Consider the following 16,147-nt stretch of genomic DNA (forward strand, 5'->3'; position numbering starts at 1 on the left):
GTCGCCGATAGTCTCGAGGCAGGTCGGGGCCCTGCCGCCGTGGGGAGGGCGCCCGAGGCGTCCGCTCCGACTGCCTCCTGCTCGCCCCGACATCCCCGAGGACCGCCATGACCTCCCCCGCCGCACGCCCTCCTGCCCTCGGCGGGACCCGCGCGTACGTGGTGTGGATCGCCGCGGTGACGGCCTATGCGATCGCGGTGCTGCAGCGCACCACGATGGGGGTCGCCGGGCTCGAGGCCACCGAACGGTTCGGCGCCTCCGCGACCATCGTCTCCAGCTTCGTGGTGCTGCAGCTGGCCGTCTACGCGATCTGCCAGATCCCGGCCGGACTGCTGCTGGACCGCTACGGCTCCCGGGTCACCCTGGTCGCCGGGGCCCTGCTGATGGGCGCCGGGCAGCTGCTGATGGCCCAGACCGAGACGGTGGGGGTGGCGATGGTGGCGCGCATCGTCCTCGGCGCGGGTGATGCGCTGACCTTCTCCAGCGCGGTGCGCCTGGTCCCGGCATGGTTCCCGGCCTCGCGAGTGCCGATCCTCACCCAGCTCACCGGGATCCTCGGCCAGGTCGGTCAGATCGCCTCCGCCGTGCCCTTCGTCGCGGTGCTGACCGTGGCCGGCTGGGGCGCGGCCTTCTCCTCGGCCGCCTCCGTGAGCGCGGTCGCGGCACTGCTGGCCCTGCTGGTGGTGCGCGCGAGCCCGCCCGGGACGCCGCGGCCCCGGGTGAAGCAGGACCTCACCCGGATCCCGCTGGTGCTCGCGCGGATCCTCCGCCATCCCTCCACACAGCTGGGCTTCTTCACGCACTTCACCGCCGGGTTCACCGGCATCGCCTTCTCGATGATGTGGGGCTACCCGTACCTCACCGCGGGGGAGGGGCTCAGCCGCCCCGCGGCCTCGGCGATCATGACCGTGCTGGTGGTGGTCGCGGTCGTCGCCGGACCGCTGATCGGCGCGCTCACCCAGCGCCATCCGCTGCGCCGCTCCACCCTGGTGCTGCTGATCGTGGCCACCATCGTGGTGCCGCTGCTCGCCCTGGTGCTGTGGCCCGGGCCCGCCCCGATCTGGCTGCTGGTCGTGCTGGTCTCCGGCTTCTCGATCGGTGGCCCGGCCAGCAGCATCGGCTTCGACTTCCCACGCACCGACCTCGCCCGGCACCGGCTCGGCACCGCCACCGGCGTGGTGATCATGGGCGGCTTCGTCGGCGGGCTCACCGCGATCCTGCTGATCGGGGTGGTGCTGGACCTGCTGCGACCCGAGGGGAACTACGACCTGGAGGCATTCCGCCTGGCCTTCGCGGTGCAGCTGCCGCTGCTCGCGATCGGGGTGGCAGGCATGCTGATCACGCGCCGGAATCTGCGACGGAGGATGGCGGCGCAGGGCAGCGAGGTCCCGCCCTGGCGCGATGTCTGGCGCTCCGGGCGCTGGCGCCGCCTCTAGCGAGGAACTGCTGCCGGTGAGGGCTTGCCGCCCCGACGAGACCTGGCGTAGCGTTCCTCCCCACAGTTAATTTCAGGGAGGAAATATGTCGTTCACGCTGGGCATCGTCGGGATCGGTCAGTTCGGATCCCATTTCGCAGAGCTCTTCGCCGCCCATCCCGAGGTCGAGGCGCTCTACGCCGTGGACTCCGTGCCCGAGCGGATCGACGCGGTCGAGGCACGTGGAGTGCGCTTCGACAAGCGCTTCGACACCCTCGAGGAGCTGCTGGACTCCGATGTCGACGCGGTCGCGATCTTCACCCAGCGCTGGACCCACGGCGAGCACGCCCTGGCCGCCCTGCGCGCCGGCAAGCACGTCTACTCCGCCGTGCCGATGGCCATCGAGGAGGAGGAGATCCGCGCGATCACCGAGGAGGTGCAGCGCACGGGCCTGGTCTACATGATGGGCGAGACCAGCCAGTACAACGCCGCCGTGGTGCTGGCCCGCCGCATCCACCGCACCGGCGCCTTCGGCGAGGTGTTCTACGCCGAAGGCGACTACGTCCACGACATGGACCTCGGCTTCTACGACGCCTACAGATTCTCCGGCGGCGAGAACTGGAGGGCCACCGCCTCCTACCCGCCGCTGCTGTACCCCACCCACTCCATCGGCGGCATCCTCGGTGTGATCGCGGAGCGGCACGCCACCTCGGTCTCCGCACTGGGCCGGCCCGACACCCGCGGCGACGGCGTGTTCGACAAGGACGTCTCGATGTTCGACAACGACGTCTCCAACGCCTTCGCCCTGTTCGGGATGGACAACGGCGGCGCCTTCCGCACCAACGAACTGCGCCGCGTGGGCTACCCCAGCCACAAGCGCGAATCCCGGTTCCGCTTCTTCGGCGAGGAATCCAGCTTCGAGGAGACCATCGAGACCACCTACTGGCACGACAAGCGGCGGGTGCTGGACGTGACCGCGCTGATCGCCACCGGCTCGACCATGAGCCTGGACGATCCGCGCCTGGCCGATGTCTCCCCGGCCCTGCGCGAGGCCTTCGTCGCCGGTGCCGCACAGGTGCATCACCAGGCGCGCCTGCCGAGGGAGTTCCAGGGCCTGCCCAACGGCCACGAGGGCGCCCACCACTTCCTGGTCGACGACTTCGCCCGCGCCGTGGCCGACGGCCACCAGCCCGTGGTCAACGCCTGGCAGGCCGCCCGGTGCACCCTGCCCGGCGTCATCGCCCACCAGTCGATGAACCAGGGCGGCGAGCGGCTGGAGATCCGCGACCTCGGCGACTGCCCGCTGCCGGTGGTCGATCTCGACGCCGACCAGGAGCCGATCGACCTCGAGGCGCTGTACGCCGCGCAGGAGGCCTCCCGCTCCGCAGCCTGAACCGGCGGTCGGGCACCGGGCGGCCTCGCGTCGCATCAGCTGCGGCCGCGGCCGCCCGCGCGTCGCCCCTCGTCGGTAGCGTGAGAGCGTGACGAACATCGTGATCCGGCAGCTCGCCCCGCTCGACGACGTGATGCTCACCGCCCGGTGGTTCCTGATCACCTCGACCGTCCTGTTCGGAGTGTCGAGGCGGGACCGGGTCGAGCCGCACGGCGCCTACCACGAGGACGGCGGAGGCAGCTGGCTGCATCTGCTCCTGCTGGACGGGGACCGCGCCGTCGTGACCGGCGTGGACCGTGATTACTCGGAGACGGTGGGAGGGGAGCCGCGCCTGGACCAGCATCCCGGGATCCCGGAGTGGGTGCTGCCGTTCATTCCCCGCGAGGAGGACGGTTCCCCGCTGCACTGGTGGGGATACTTGCTGTGGTGGGAGGACGGGGTCTGGTGGAGCGTCGACCACGGTCCCGACGACGGCGTCCGGGCCGTGGAGATCCTCAACAGCTCGACGCGTCGCGCCCGGATGGACGATCTGAATGACATGATCGGCGTCGCCGGGGACGAGCACCTCACGGAGGACGACCCGCGAGAGGAGCTCGAGGCCGACGCAGCGGCCATGCGGTGAGCCGTCGACGCCGGCACTCGGGGAACAGTCCGATCTCGTACGAGACCGAGCATGTGTCCTGGCGCGAGCACGGGCCGGCGACGGCGCGAAATGAGGAGTTGCTGGGGCGGTATGCGGGGCTGATCGAGCGGGTCTCGACGGCGGCTACGAACTGTGCGAACGGTATCAACGTGCTGCAGATGGGGGCGGTGGAGACCGGATACACGGCGGTGACGGCCGAGCAGATCATGAACTCCCCGGAGCCGATGCCGTGGGGCAGCCCGGTAGCAGAAAATCGCAACTGCGAGGAGTCGTTCTGGCACGGTATCGGGAACTTCGCCAAGAACGGGATCATCGGGGTGACCTCGATGGTCGGGGTCGATTTCGACCCCACGACTGCTCGGGGCCAGACGGCGAAGCAGTCGTGGATCGGGGCGGGTGACTTCGTCGGCTCGATGGCTGTGACGTTGAGCCCGGTCTCGTATCTCGCGTATGTCCCGGGGGTGTCGGAGGCGCAGGCGGCGCAGTTCATCCAGGACCGGCACCACACGGCCGCGGTCGGTGCGGGGTCGATGGCCGGCTGGGACGAGGGCGAGGCGGCCGTTGGCGGAGACGGCTGGCATACCTGGAAGGACGACCCGGTCGCCGCGGCGACGGAAACCGCGCTGAACATCGGCTCGTTCTTCATCCCCGGTGCTGGGCTGGCGGCGGGTGGTGGCAAGCTCGCGACAGGCGCTGCTCGAGCAGTCCGGGGCGGTCGCGGTGGCAAGCACCTCAGGACAGCCCCGGGTGGTACTGACGTCGTGATCCCGGGCGGCAAGAGTCTTTCCGGTGAGAACTCCACGGTCTTCGCGGGTGGCTCGAAGGTGTCCCAGGGACGCACCGATGCCGTCGGGGACGTCGAACTGGCTCCGATCCGACACCCGGAGCGCAGGGGGCAGGCACCGGTGCCGGGCGCGGGGACAGCAATACCACTCAGAGCTCCATGGCCCGGTCCCACGGGGGCGGTTCCGAGACATCCGGGGCAACTCCGAGCGGGGCCCCGCGCACGGAGGCGAACGAGCCAGCCGGGAACGGTTCCACCGCCGGGTCCCGTCCAGGCGCGGAGTCGAAGGTCGCGGACTCCGGGAGCACGGGTACCCGTGCTGGAGACCCGGATGCGCTTGCGGCTCGAGCGGGTGTGGATGCGGACGTTCGTGAGTCATCGATGGCTGGGCAGGGCCGGAAGGATGCCGCGGACGGTGGATCCGATCCTGCACTCGAGGTGGCAGACGAGGCCCGCAGTCCGGAGGGTAGCGTCGATGCGGCGGAGCGCACTACCGACCCGGGCGAGCAGGGTGCCAATCCAGCTGGAAACGCCGCATCGAAGCAATGGGCTCCGCCGGCCGTTGAGCGTCGCGTTGACTTCGACGGAAAGATCGGCAGCCGAACGCAGTTCCCTCCGAAAGGCGTGGAGCTGGAGGCCAACACGGCATACGAGGTCGCCGGACGTGGCACCTACTACACCGACGCAACCGGGAAGGTCACGCACGTTGTTACCGACTACGGCCCGTCGCGAACACCGAACCCAGACCTCAACCATCCGGCACCCAACACCACCTACGTCGTGAACGACAGGCACGTGTTCGTGACGGATGCGAAGTCGCGAACTGTGGAGGTGCACGCACCGCACCTCGAGCGGGCGGAAGCGCCTCGTTCGGGAAGTATCCAGCAGAGCGTTGGACGCTCTGCTGGGCCAGGCTACGGTGGTGGGCATCTCATCCAGAACGCGCGGGGGCGGCGGTCGCGAGCGGATCAATATTGTCGGCATGCTGGAGGAGCTCAATCGCTCTGGTTCGCCGAGGTACCGAAAGATTGCCGCGAACTACTATGACATGGAAGCGGAGATTCGTGCCGCGGTGAATGGCGGCAGTAAGGTCGATATTGATCTCTATATTGAGTACGGCGATTCAAATGTTCCCACCGAGCTGACAGCACAATATGCGATTGACGGGATAGTGGAGCGAGAGGTGTTCACCAATGTCCGAGGCTGAGAATGCGAGCGTTCCGGCGATGATTCGGCAAGGTCAGCTAGCTGACGAAATTGCTGCGCAAATTCCACAAGATGTAGAGGGCGAGTGGGAAAAGCTCATCTATACCCACCGAGCGGTCTCGATGTATGCGCGAGAAATGCTCTACGTGCATCGACCTGACGGATCTGTCGATACCGCGCTCGCTCCGCTTGCGATGGGGAAGTTAGTGAAGGAGCTACGGAGTGTTATGTACCGACCGGGTGTAGGTGCCTGGTTCACCGCAGAGTGGACACTAGTTCGGGAGGCCTCTGGTGGCGTTTCGGTAGACGTTGAATTCAATTATGACGATGAGCCAAGTTGGGGTAGGCCAATCTCACCATCCTCGTATGCTATCGAGCTGGAAGATTTTCCACGAGACGAGGAGAACACTCCGAATTGGCTCGAGCAGAAGGTGGCGGAAGCGCAGAGGGACGCCAAGTAGGTCGTTATGATGTGAAATGGGTCGACCGATTTTATGTTTCAAAAAAGATGCACCTGTTTGGGAGAATGAAGATCCCTGTCGCCAGCGTGGCGGACGAATGGCTTGTATCATTCTCCAGTACGTCAGCGTGACTTCCCACTTGATGCCGGAAGCGGGAGATTGTGCACGAATGGTTGCCGTGATGACCCGCGCAACACCTACGGTTCGGACTTGCAGCTGGTGCGCGACGAACTGGGAATCCGGATCGTGGATACGGCTACTGGACGGGAGCTTTCTGAGGAAGAGCCTTATGTTCCACATGCCGGGCGGGCTTGAGCCGAAGGCGTGAGATTGGCGCTCGTTCATGTCGTCCCATCCGGAGGACGTTCATCTGGCTGGCGAGCCGTCTGTCGTCCGGGCCTGGAGTTGACCATGGTCAGCCGGATTCAAGACGAGCCAGAGCCTGGACGACGGCCGAGTCCTCCTCCCATCTCCTCCGAGGACTAGCTCGCGCGCGCAGCGCCGGCCATCGCTCATCCCGCAGTGGCGACTTGCCTTCCGGGCCCGCTCGCCGTGGGTCCCGCTCAAGATCCCCTATGGGCCAGGGGGACAGGGAAAAAGGGTCCCTTGCGACCTACTGCATGTCCGACCCCGGGAGCACGGGTGTCCGTGCTGGAGACCCGGATGCGCTTGCGGCTCGAGCGGTTGTGGGCGCGGACGTTCGTGAGTCATCGATGGCTGGGCAGGGCCGGAAGGATGCCGCGGACGGTGGATCCGACCCTGCACTCGAGGTGGCAGACGAGGCCCGCGGTGCGGGTGGCACGTCGAAGCGGGCTTCGGAGACGTGGCGTGCGCCCGAGGCGGAGCAGCACGTCACCTGGCAGGACCGGATCGGACCGAAGCAGACGTTCCCGCCCGAGAACGCCGTGCTGGAGGCGAACACGTCGTACGAGGTGCCTGGCCGAGGAACCTATTACACGGACGGGACCGGGGCAGTCACGCACGTGGAGACCGGGTACAGCCCGACGAAGTACCCCAACCCGGATCTGAACCCTCCCGCGCCGAACACGACCTATGTGGTCGATGACCGCCACGTGTTCGTCACCGATGGGAAGTCACGCACTGTCGAGGTTCACGTTCCGGATATGGAGCAGGCCGCCGCTCGGCGCTCTGGTCACATTCAGGGCGAGGTCGGCAGGGCCGCCGGTCCGGGACATGACGGCGGGCACCTCATTCAGAATGCACTGGGCGGAGGTCGCGAGCGCATAAACATCGTTGGTATGCTGGAGGAGCTCAATAGACCGGGATCCAAGGAATATGGAACAGCCGCGAACCCTTATTACCGGATGGAAGCTGAGCTTCGCACTGCGGTGAAGGGCGGGAAGGATGTCAGCCTGGATCTGTATGTCCAGTACGGCGACGGCAAGACACCCGTGTCGATCGAGGCGGAGTACTCGATCGAGGGAATCTGGAAGACAAGGATTTTTGAAAATGTCAGATGAGAGTTCCGTCCAAGTGCCGGCAGTGATCCGGCAGCGAGATATTATCAACCAGATTTCTGCTGGCCTCCCTGATCGGGTTGAAGGGGAATGGTTGGAGTTGGAGTTCACGGATCGTCGATTGTCCATGTATGCGGAAGAATTTGTCTCTGTGGTGTTTGTTGATGGATCGACGGGGACTGCTCTTCCGGCACGAGGGACCAATGGTCTCGCGAAAGAGTTGCGCAAGCTGATGTACCAGCCAGAGTCGGGGACTTGGTTCTCAGCGACGTGGGTGGTGACAAAGAATTCTGACGGCAGCCTTGATGCGAAAGTCTTTTTCAATTATGACGACGAGCCCAATTGGGATGATGATATTCATCCGGGACTGTATGGCATCGACCTCGAAGATTTCCCGCGCACCGATGAGAATATCCCTGAGTGGCTGAGTAGCCTGCTCTCCAATGCAGCAAAGGCCGAGAATGAGAGGAGGGCGAAAGCAGAGGAGGGAAAGAAGTAGGCTCCCTTGCGTTCGTTTTGCGCCTGGCGTCTCGGGGCTGCATCGTCGCAGTCGAGAGGATCGAGATTGATGACGCTCCGGTCCTAGGAAGGTGTCGGGGTGAAATATCGACAGTTCTGCGGGTCGCATATCTAGTCGGCCGGCTGGGCATGAGAGCAGTCTGTTCGACGCTTAGCGGAACTCGATCGGTGCAATCAGGCCTGAGTCGCTGCGGTCGAGTGTCCGGACGTTGTTCACGGCCCGATCGACGGGATGCGTCACCAGCGACGCAGCGACCGCCTCGGACACATCGCCGAGCACGCCGTGCAGGTTCTCGCGCTCGTCCTTCTCGAGCTTGCCCGGCGCGAGCCACTCGTTCACCAGCTCCTCGTCCAGGAACGCCGGCATCCGGTCGTGGACATCACCCGCAGCGTCTTTTGCTTCGCGGGTGATGATTGTGAAGGACACGTCCCACTCGCCGTCGCTGTTCTGCTCGGCCGTGGTCAGCCCTGCGGCGTGCAGCAGCTCGCCGCCGGCGGCATGAACGAAGTACGGCTGCTTCCCGTCGTCCATCTCGACCCACTCGTAGTAGCCGGTCATCGGCACCACGGCGCGCGAGCTCGCGAAGCCGGCTCTGAACATGCCGTTCGTGTGTGCCGTCTCGAAGCGGGCGTTGATCGGCCGCGGGCCCTTCTCCTTGGCCCATGCCGGCTTGAAGCCCCACCGTGCGAACTCGAGCGTGCGCTGCAGCTCGCCGTCATCATCAACATGCTCGCGGACGACGGGTGCCTTGGTGCGCGGGGCGACGCTGAACACCGGCTCCCAGTCGAACTCCTTCGCCGGTTGCGCGGCGTAGGCCCGCATTAGCCCTGCGCCGTCGATCTCGAGAACGTACCTTCCGCACATGAGCTGCCTCCCTTGGCGTTCTGCGCTCGATCGTACTCACCGTCAGCAGCCGTACTCTTCCATCGGCCCGGCACCTATGCGACCGGTGCAACCAAGGAGTTCCCGGTGCGCGCAATCTCGACACTCCCAGGTACGGTGCCCGCCCTCGGCGGGTGCACAGCCGCAGGCCGTCCAGCCGATCGTGAACCTCGCGGAGCCGCAGGCGCACGTCGGCGGCATAGGTTCCACCCATCCCCGCGCCGTGCGGATCAGCCATTCGTTCACGCCGGCTCCATCCAGTCGGGGTCCTGGGACCCGTCGCCGTCCTCGAGCATGCCGCGGATCGAGAAATGGATCCGTTCTCCGTTCGGTGCGGTGCGGCACTCCATCAGTTCATCGGCGCTGGTGAGCGAGCCCCGCTGGATGGACGCATCGACGCGTCGGCTGATCTCCTGCTCCAGATCCCTGAGCCAGTCCTTCATGTTCATGAGCTGATGGTGCGGCGGGGGGTATGACAGTCGGGGCGCAGCCGGTGCTGACCAGACGCCTAGCATGAGGTATGACCCGATCACCCACGGACATGAGCGATCTCGTCACGGCGCTGATGCCTGCGCTGTCACGGAGCCTGGCGGAACAGTTCAACGTCTTCCGCGTGATGCATCACGGCACCCACGAGAAGCAGCTCTCCAACGTCTTCTCGTGGCTCTTGGCCACCGATGGGACTCATGAGCTCGGCGATGTCTTCCAGCAGATCTTCCTCAGAAGGGTCAATGCGGAGCTGCCCGGCGACGCGCAGCTGCCAACCACGGGCTATCGCGTCATCCAGGAGGTCGACACCAGGGGAGGCGAAGAGATCGCCGGTGGCGATGTCGGCATGGACATCGCCGACATCGTCCTGGCGCGGTCAGACGCGGCGGTCGCGATCGAGAACTACGGCACCTCCGATGGGCACGGTCACGATTACCACCGCTATCTCTCGCACGCGGTGGCGACCGCGAGAGTGGGCGCTGTCGTGCTCCTATGTCATCGCCGCGAGACGCATCTCCAGAGGGATGGCTGGGAGCAGGCCATCGTCGTGACCTATTCCGAGGTGCTAGAGGATCTGCAGGCCCATATAGCGCGTGACTCCTCGTGGGGCAGTCTCCACCCGGAACAGAACTTCTTCGTCCAGCATATGATTCATTATTTCGTGGAGGGACCGGCTGCGGTGAACCTTGAAGACCAGATCTCTTTTGTGAAGACGATGTGCGAGACGGGGGAGGCTGAGCGGTACGGGTTCAGGCCCCAAGAGCGCGCCGTTCAGGAGTTCGCCGACCTCGTCGCTGAGCATGCTCGGCAACAGTTCGAGGACGGCCGGAAGACACTTGCCGCAGTGAAGGCCGGTCTGCGGGCATTCGCCCGAGCGACGTTGATGCAACAGTTGAACGATGCTCTGGAGAACGGACCGGTGGAGCGGGTCCTGACCCGGTTCGTCGGCAAGTGGGAGTGGTGCGTCGAGCTGCACCGCGGAGAGGGGAGGCCCACGATCTTCATCGTCTTCGGGCCGACGGCATTGGCGGAGAACGCTCAAGTGCCGCAGCAGCTCGTTGAGCCAGACTTCTCTCGGGTGTTCATGTCTCTTGCCGGTGTGGACGGACAGGGCCCGACGAAGATGGTGCAGACCGACGTGGGCCTCGGTGAAGTGATCAACGGTCTGTCCGGCGACGACGAACGGCTGCGGGATGCCGCGCTTGCCTTGGTGGGCGACACCTGAGGCCGCGAGGTCCGAGCCGCCGGCGGTGCGGCGTGCGAACGGTCTCCATCAGCTGCACCAAGAGGGCGGGGCAACAGCGAGTCACGCCAATCAGTCACGTGCCTGTTCGGCGGATCGCACCGACGCCCTGAGCTGATCAAGGACCTCTGGCTTCCCCGCAGCGTGGTAGAGCGCCAGGTCGACCTGCCGCGGGACGACCGTTTGGCCTTCGACTATGGCATCCTGCATCTCTTCGACGAGGTCGACCACGATCTCGAGGTAGTTCCTGTAGTGGTGTCGACGACCCTTCGGCGTCCTGCCGAGAGCCTTCAGCGACTTGTTAACCCTGCGGTCCCACACAGCCATCCGGGTCGGGCTCATCGCCAGCAAGACGGCGGAGGCGATCGCACCGCCACCTCCAAGACCGGGGATCCCTCGCAGCAGCTGGCGCGCTTCATCACCGGCATTCGGGATCGACTTCGACGAATCGTTGACGAGGTTGAATGCGCGTGCGGTGATCTCGCGGACCTTTGCGTCCGGGGTGTTCATCAGCTTCTTCGACCACGGAGCGGTGGCGGTGGAACGCTTCCACACCACCAGCGCTCCAATATCCGCTTTCCCGATGGAGCCCTGGTCGCCCACGCGGGCCGAGACCTCACGGAGGACCTCGTCGTAAGCGGTCTCGGTGTGCGTCGGCTGCGAGGTCTGCAGCGTCTCCAGCAGGATCTCGCCGACAGTTGCTTCGCGCATGGTTGCATCCATTCCGTAGTGCTCGTGAGTAGGGCTTCACCTGACATCGTTGCCAGAGATATACCCCAAGATCAGGCGAACCCGTGGATCCTGAGGGCGCGCCGCTCAAGGATGCCGGCCCACCCGGCTCGTCGGTATCGAACTTCGAGAGTGTGGTTGTTCGGCATTCGCAGCACCAGGCCATCGCCGGGGGTGATCTGGAAGCCGCGCCACGACTCGTTGGCTGAGATGACCTCGCCCCCGCCGACGTCGGAGTCCAGCACGGCGTAGAAAGGCTCGTCATTGAGCTCAGATGGGGTGAGCGGATTCCACATCGGTGTCTCATTCACGATGGTGCTGAACCCCATGTAGCGTACGCGGAGGATCTTTACCGGGAGAGGCGACTGGTTTCGCAACACCCATGAGTCGGGGATCGGTTCGCCGAAGTCATCCTTCGCAGGCTTGCTCCGTGTGATGACTACACCGCGGGGCAGGAGGAGCCACAGTGCGATGCTCACGATGGTGGAAGCCAATAGGCCGATCAGGAAGTTCTCGATCACCCGCTCAGCTTGGCATCTGCCCCTGACAGGCGACTTCCGTTGTCTCACCTCGGCGCGGCAATCGTCGACGTGGACCTTGCCGTACCGGGGTGACACGATGCCCGGCCTGCGCTGAGACCTCGCGGGTAGTCTCGCTTCCATGAGAGAGGGTTCAAAGTTCACCAGCGCGCAATGGCTCGAGGGCCTCCTCCCAGAGGTTAATTCGGCTCGAAGTGTTCTGGGATCCGCTGACCGGCTTCTCCGGCACGACGGGCCCTTGGGTCGTGACATCGATGCTGTGCTCGCAACATACTCGATCGGTGTTGAGCGCTTGATGAAGCTTGCGCTCGGCACTGCCGCGGTCTCGCGCGGGGAGCAGTGGCCGAAGATTTGGAACACCAAGATGGGTTGGGGGCATGCCCTCGATGAAATGGACGAGCGACTGCGCGGCGAGTTCCGGAATTCTCTCGCTCCTGGCGGTTGGGAACATCAACCGCTACTCGAGTCATGGAGCTGCACCCTCGACAACGACCCTGTCTGGGCGGAGACCGTCAGCACTTTGCGGAACTATGCCGACAAGGGGCGCTACCACCACCTAGAGCAAGTTGCCGGTCGAACGGGGTCGACCAGATCTTCCGGGGAGATGTGGAATGACGTAGAACTTGCCGCGATCGGCTCCGACGAGTCCCTTGCTGATCATCATCGGCGGACACAAGCGGGGGAGCCATTTGGGCCTTTCGAACACAGGCTTCGTTCGACTGTTGCGGACTCGATCAAGCGGTGGGCCTCGATCGTCTGCCTGTTCGGCATGCACGGCGTGCTCGGGGAGGACTGGCGTGCCCTGGGCGCTGACGCCCTTTCGGATGACGCCCTGCCGGTCCGCGTGCTTGCCGGCTGCAGGCGATGACCGGAGGGCCGCGATGGGATCCGCGTCGATGCGCGCGGGTGTCGCTGCACACGATGCGATGAGGAGGCACGCACGTGGCAATGGACGACGTTGTCCGCTTTATTTATTGGTCCGGAGAAGCGTGGTGGGATCGCGTCCACGACGATGCCGCGACGCCGGTCGATCCAGGTTCTCCGCTCGATGATCCTGAACTACTTCCAGGGGATGCGCCGATCGGGCAACTCGTGTGGCGGCTCATCGCCGATGGCGGGTCCCACATGGCAGCTCATCACAAGTGGATGGTGGCCACCGACGGCGGAATCTGGCTCAAGCCGTCGACGACGCTGGGGCGTACTGCAGCGATTTGCGCTGCACGTGCGGTGTACGTCTTGGCGGGAAGCACACGCGCCGAACGCCGTGTGCGAGCCCTTCAGCTGATGAACGACGAAGCAGCAGGGCTGATCTCACACACGGTCGACATGGTCAAGCGCGGTGATGAAGGCGCAGAAGCCCTCGCAGAGGAGGCTGAGGCCTACCGTGATGAGGTCGGCGACTTGCTCGAAGAAGCAGGTATGAAGCGAGGCTCTAAGAAGACTGACACAGACCTGCTCTCCGACGCTGCTGAGCACTTCGACCCGGGGAGAAGGTCGGAGGCACGCCGCCAGATCGAGATGATGTGGCGACTGGGGTCGGCAACAGCCCACGGGCGGTCGTTCACATGGGACACAGGGCATGAAGATCGATCGCACGAAGAACAGCTGGTGGCGGCTTGGTCAATCCCTGCGCAGCTTCTCGAGATCGCTTGGGACCAGTGGTGCCGGTTGCGCTTCAGACAGTGAGCGTGATCGTCGCCGGTTGAGCTGACGTGACAAGCGAATTGCAGACAGCAGCCTGCACTCTCTGTACGTCATGTTTGCCGGCGCCACCGCCTGGGGACGCTTCTGGAACGTCACCGTCCCCACCCTGCGCCCCATCATCGCTGTGTGCGTGATCCTCTCGACGATCTGGGACTTCAAGGTGTTCGTGCAGATCTACCTGATGCCCGGCGGTGACGGTGCCAACCCTGAGGTGATGAACCTCGGGGTGTGGTCCTACACCCAGTCCTTCGCCCAGGGCGAGTACGGCATGGGGTCGACCATCGCCGTGCTGCTGACGGCGCTGCTGCTGGTGATCTCCGTGATCTACATCCGCACGCTGATGAAGGAGGAGGAGCTGTGAACCGTCGGACCCCGGCCTCCACCGTCGCCAGGGCGACCGGCGTGGTGGTGCTGATCTCGCTGAGCCTGTTCCCCTTCTACTGGATGCTCTCCACCGCGGTGGACACCAGCCCGCTCTCCCGCGGCGGGAGCCTGCTGCCCAGCGGGTTCACGCTCGAGCACTTCCGGTACGTGCTGGTCGATGCGGGCTTCCTGCGCTATGTGCGGGTCTCGGTGATCGTCGCCGTGGGCACCTTGGTGCTCTCCGCGATCGTGGCCCTGCTGGCCGCCGTGGCGGTCGCGCGCTTCCGCTTCCGCCTGCGCACCCAGGTGCTGATCATGGTGCTGATGGTGCAGATGGTCCCGCTCGAGGCGCTGGTCATCCCGCTGTTCCTGCAGGCGAGGAACCTCCACATGCTCAACTCCCTGCTGGGCCTGATCATCGTCTACCTGGGCTTCTCGCTGGCGTTCGCGATCTGGAACCTGCGCGGATTCGTCGCGGCGGTCCCGCGCGAACTCGAGGAGGCCGCCTACATGGACGGCGCCACCTGGGGGCGGATGTTCCGCTCGATCCTGCTGCCGCTGGTGGCCCCGGGCCCGGTCGCCACCTCGGTGTTCTCCTTCATCACCGCGTGGAACGAGTTCATCTTCGCGTTGACCTTCATGCAGGACAGCTCGAAGTACACCGTCGGCGTGGGACTGCGCACCTTCTTCACCCAGAACACCGCGGACTGGGGATCGGTGATGGCCGCCTCGACGATCATCACCCTGCCCGTGGTGATCTTCTTCGTGCTGGTCCAGCGCCACCTCGCCCAGGGCATGACCGCCGGCGCCGTGAAAGGCTGAGGCATGACACCTACCCCCTGGGACCCCGATGCGCTCGGGGTGCTGATGGCCCCCTTCACCGGCACCGAGCTGCCGGTCTGGATGGGGGGCGCGCTCGAGGCCGGCCTGGCCTCGGTGATCCTCTTCGGCCACAACACCCCCGATCCGCAGACCGCCGCCCGCCTGGCCCATGAGATCCACTCCCGCGCCGAGCACTGCGTGGTCGCGATCGACGAGGAGGGCGGGGACGTCACCCGGCTGCAGGCGGCGACCGGCTCCTCGCTGCCCACCGCCTGGGCGCTGGGAGCGGCCGACGACATCGAGCTGACCCGCGCGGTCGGCAGGGCCCTCGGCGATCTGCTCGCCGCCTGCGACCTGGACCTCGATCTCGCCCCGGTGCTCGACGTCTCCACCGACCCGGCGAACCCGGTCATCGGCACCCGTGCCTTCGGCGATGACCCCGACCGGGTCGCCCACCATGCCAAGGCCTTCGCCACCGGGCTGATGGAGGCGGGGCTGGGGACCTGCGCCAAGCACTTCCCGGGCCACGGGGCGACCGCCACCGACTCCCACACCGCATTGCCGCTGATCGACCTGGGGGAGAGGGAGTTCGCCCGGGAGCACCTGGCCCCCTGGCGGATCGCGCCGTGGCTGGACAGCGTGATGACCGCGCACGTGCTGGTCCCCGCCCACGGCGAGGGGCCCGCCTCGATCTCCCCCTGGTCGCGGCCGCTGCTGGATCGGGTCGTCGGCAGCAGCTACCAGGGCCTGGTGATCACCGACGCGCTGGACATGGCCGCGGTCGCCGTCGACCCCGGCTACGGCGAATCCGTGGTGCGGGCGATCGAGGCCGGTGCGGACCTGCTGTGCCTGGGGACCTCACTGCGCCGCGATGACCAGCAGATGCTCCGCGAAGCCCACGACGCGCTGCTCGACGCCGTCGACTCCGGCCGGCTCCCGCGCCAGAGGCTGCGCGATCGCGCACAACGCACCCGCGACCGCCTGCGCTCCCTGCGCACCCGACGCCGCTTCGTCCCCGCTCCCGCCCTCGAGGACGCCCTGGAGCACGCCGAGCAGCTCGGTGCGGTGGCCGCCGCGCGCGCGGTCCGCGTCCGGCAGTCGCGACTCGAGCTCGGCCCCGCCGTCGTCGTCGACCTGCGGGCACGGGCCGAGCACGCCGCCGGCTCCCGCACCCAGCAGCTCGTCCACGTCCTGCGCGAGCGCGGGCTGCAGGCCGGGGAGCCCGACTACCCGGACCAGGTCGATGCGGCCGGCCAGCTGCTGGCCCTCACCCGCCTGCCCCGCAGCGACCCGGAGGAGGGGCGGCGCCTCGCGGAGCTGCTCGGGCGCAGGCCCGACACGATCGTGGTCCACACCGGCGTGCCCGGCGCCGCGCCCGATCACCGCCGCCTGGTGCTCGCCCACGGCGCCGGCCGCACCATGATGCGCGCGGCCGTGGACCTCCTGCTGGCAGCGGAGCGCCGATGAGGGTGCTGG

The 16,147-nt window shown here is 66.1% G+C and carries 16 protein-coding genes and 1 pseudogene; 13 read left to right on the forward strand and 4 right to left on the reverse strand.

Annotated elements, in window-relative coordinates; genetic code table 11:
* Positions 1–107 precede the first annotated feature (107 nt).
* The 7 genes from CFK38_RS05800 (at position 108) to CFK38_RS17090 (ending at position 7,879) form a co-directional block, all read left to right on the forward strand.
* Positions 108–1,436, forward strand: a complete 1,329-nt coding sequence (locus tag CFK38_RS05800) for an MFS transporter (RefSeq protein ID WP_096802237.1) — start codon at positions 108–110, stop codon at positions 1,434–1,436.
* 85 nt (positions 1,437–1,521) lie between these two features.
* Positions 1,522–2,808: a Gfo/Idh/MocA family protein gene (locus tag CFK38_RS05805; protein ID WP_096802238.1), complete on the forward strand. Its 1,287-nt coding sequence runs from the start codon at positions 1,522–1,524 to the stop codon at positions 2,806–2,808.
* A gap of 88 nt (positions 2,809–2,896) precedes the next feature.
* On the forward strand, positions 2,897–3,430 hold the full coding sequence (locus tag CFK38_RS05810; protein ID WP_096802239.1) for a hypothetical protein: 534 nt from the start codon (positions 2,897–2,899) through the stop codon (positions 3,428–3,430).
* Between the two features lie 1,727 nt (positions 3,431–5,157).
* A complete protein-coding gene (locus CFK38_RS17080) occupies positions 5,158–5,442 on the forward strand; it encodes a DNA/RNA non-specific endonuclease (protein ID WP_157773372.1) in 285 nt (94 codons plus the stop codon).
* Entirely contained in the window at positions 5,429–5,902 is a 474-nt protein-coding gene (locus CFK38_RS17085; RefSeq protein WP_157773373.1) for an agglutinin cell wall attachment protein, read from the forward strand. The genes CFK38_RS17080 and CFK38_RS17085 overlap by 14 nt, the downstream gene beginning before the upstream one ends.
* Positions 5,903–6,672: 770 nt before the next feature.
* Positions 6,673–7,383, forward strand: a complete 711-nt coding sequence (locus CFK38_RS05820) for a DNA/RNA non-specific endonuclease (protein WP_157773374.1) — start codon at positions 6,673–6,675, stop codon at positions 7,381–7,383.
* Positions 7,373–7,879 (forward strand): agglutinin cell wall attachment protein, encoded by a 507-nt coding sequence (locus tag CFK38_RS17090; protein WP_157773375.1) that lies wholly within the window; start codon positions 7,373–7,375, stop codon positions 7,877–7,879. The genes CFK38_RS05820 and CFK38_RS17090 overlap by 11 nt, the downstream gene beginning before the upstream one ends.
* 171 nt (positions 7,880–8,050) lie before the next feature.
* Here CFK38_RS17090 and CFK38_RS05825 read toward each other — a convergent pair whose 3' ends face one another.
* A complete protein-coding gene (locus tag CFK38_RS05825) occupies positions 8,051–8,764 on the reverse strand; it encodes an SOS response-associated peptidase (protein ID WP_096802242.1) in 714 nt (237 codons plus the stop codon).
* A 260-nt stretch (positions 8,765–9,024) separates the two neighbouring features.
* Positions 9,025–9,231 carry a hypothetical protein gene (locus tag CFK38_RS05830; RefSeq protein ID WP_157773376.1) on the reverse strand — a complete coding sequence of 69 codons (207 nt, stop codon included), beginning with the start codon at positions 9,229–9,231 and terminating at the stop codon, positions 9,025–9,027.
* Between the two features lie 92 nt (positions 9,232–9,323).
* Here CFK38_RS05830 and CFK38_RS05835 point away from each other — a divergent pair, with 92 nt between their 5' ends.
* Complete coding sequence (locus tag CFK38_RS05835) at positions 9,324–10,496, forward strand: PDDEXK-like family protein (RefSeq protein ID WP_245851238.1); 1,173 nt, start codon at positions 9,324–9,326, stop codon at positions 10,494–10,496.
* A gap of 90 nt (positions 10,497–10,586) precedes the next feature.
* Here the strand turns inward: CFK38_RS05835 and CFK38_RS17355 are convergent, their stop codons facing one another.
* Positions 10,587–11,237 (reverse strand): hypothetical protein, encoded by a 651-nt coding sequence (locus CFK38_RS17355; protein ID WP_177371003.1) that lies wholly within the window; start codon positions 11,235–11,237, stop codon positions 10,587–10,589.
* Positions 11,238–11,296: 59 nt separating this feature from the next.
* Entirely contained in the window at positions 11,297–11,764 is a 468-nt protein-coding gene (locus CFK38_RS05845) for a hypothetical protein (RefSeq protein ID WP_096802245.1), read from the reverse strand.
* Between the two features lie 313 nt (positions 11,765–12,077).
* Between CFK38_RS05845 and CFK38_RS05850 the strand changes: the two genes are divergently transcribed.
* From CFK38_RS05850 to CFK38_RS05865, 5 genes and pseudogenes are all read left to right on the forward strand, one after another.
* Positions 12,078–12,650: a hypothetical protein gene (locus CFK38_RS05850; protein WP_096802246.1), complete on the forward strand. Its 573-nt coding sequence runs from the start codon at positions 12,078–12,080 to the stop codon at positions 12,648–12,650.
* A gap of 74 nt (positions 12,651–12,724) precedes the next feature.
* On the forward strand, positions 12,725–13,468 hold the full coding sequence (locus CFK38_RS17095) for a hypothetical protein (protein WP_157773377.1): 744 nt from the start codon (positions 12,725–12,727) through the stop codon (positions 13,466–13,468).
* A gap of 79 nt (positions 13,469–13,547) precedes the next feature.
* A pseudogene (locus CFK38_RS05855) lies at positions 13,548–13,847 on the forward strand (carbohydrate ABC transporter permease); the annotation flags it as partial.
* On the forward strand, positions 13,844–14,671 hold the full coding sequence (locus CFK38_RS05860) for a carbohydrate ABC transporter permease (protein ID WP_096802247.1): 828 nt from the start codon (positions 13,844–13,846) through the stop codon (positions 14,669–14,671). The pseudogene CFK38_RS05855 and the gene CFK38_RS05860, both read left to right, overlap by 4 nt.
* Positions 14,672–14,674: 3 nt before the next feature.
* Positions 14,675–16,138 carry a glycoside hydrolase family 3 N-terminal domain-containing protein gene (locus CFK38_RS05865; protein ID WP_096802248.1) on the forward strand — a complete coding sequence of 488 codons (1,464 nt, stop codon included), beginning with the start codon at positions 14,675–14,677 and terminating at the stop codon, positions 16,136–16,138.
* Positions 16,139–16,147: the final 9 nt, after the last annotated feature.

It is taken from the genome of Brachybacterium vulturis (assembly GCF_002407185.1).
GTDB lineage: Bacteria > Actinomycetota > Actinomycetes > Actinomycetales > Dermabacteraceae > Brachybacterium > Brachybacterium vulturis.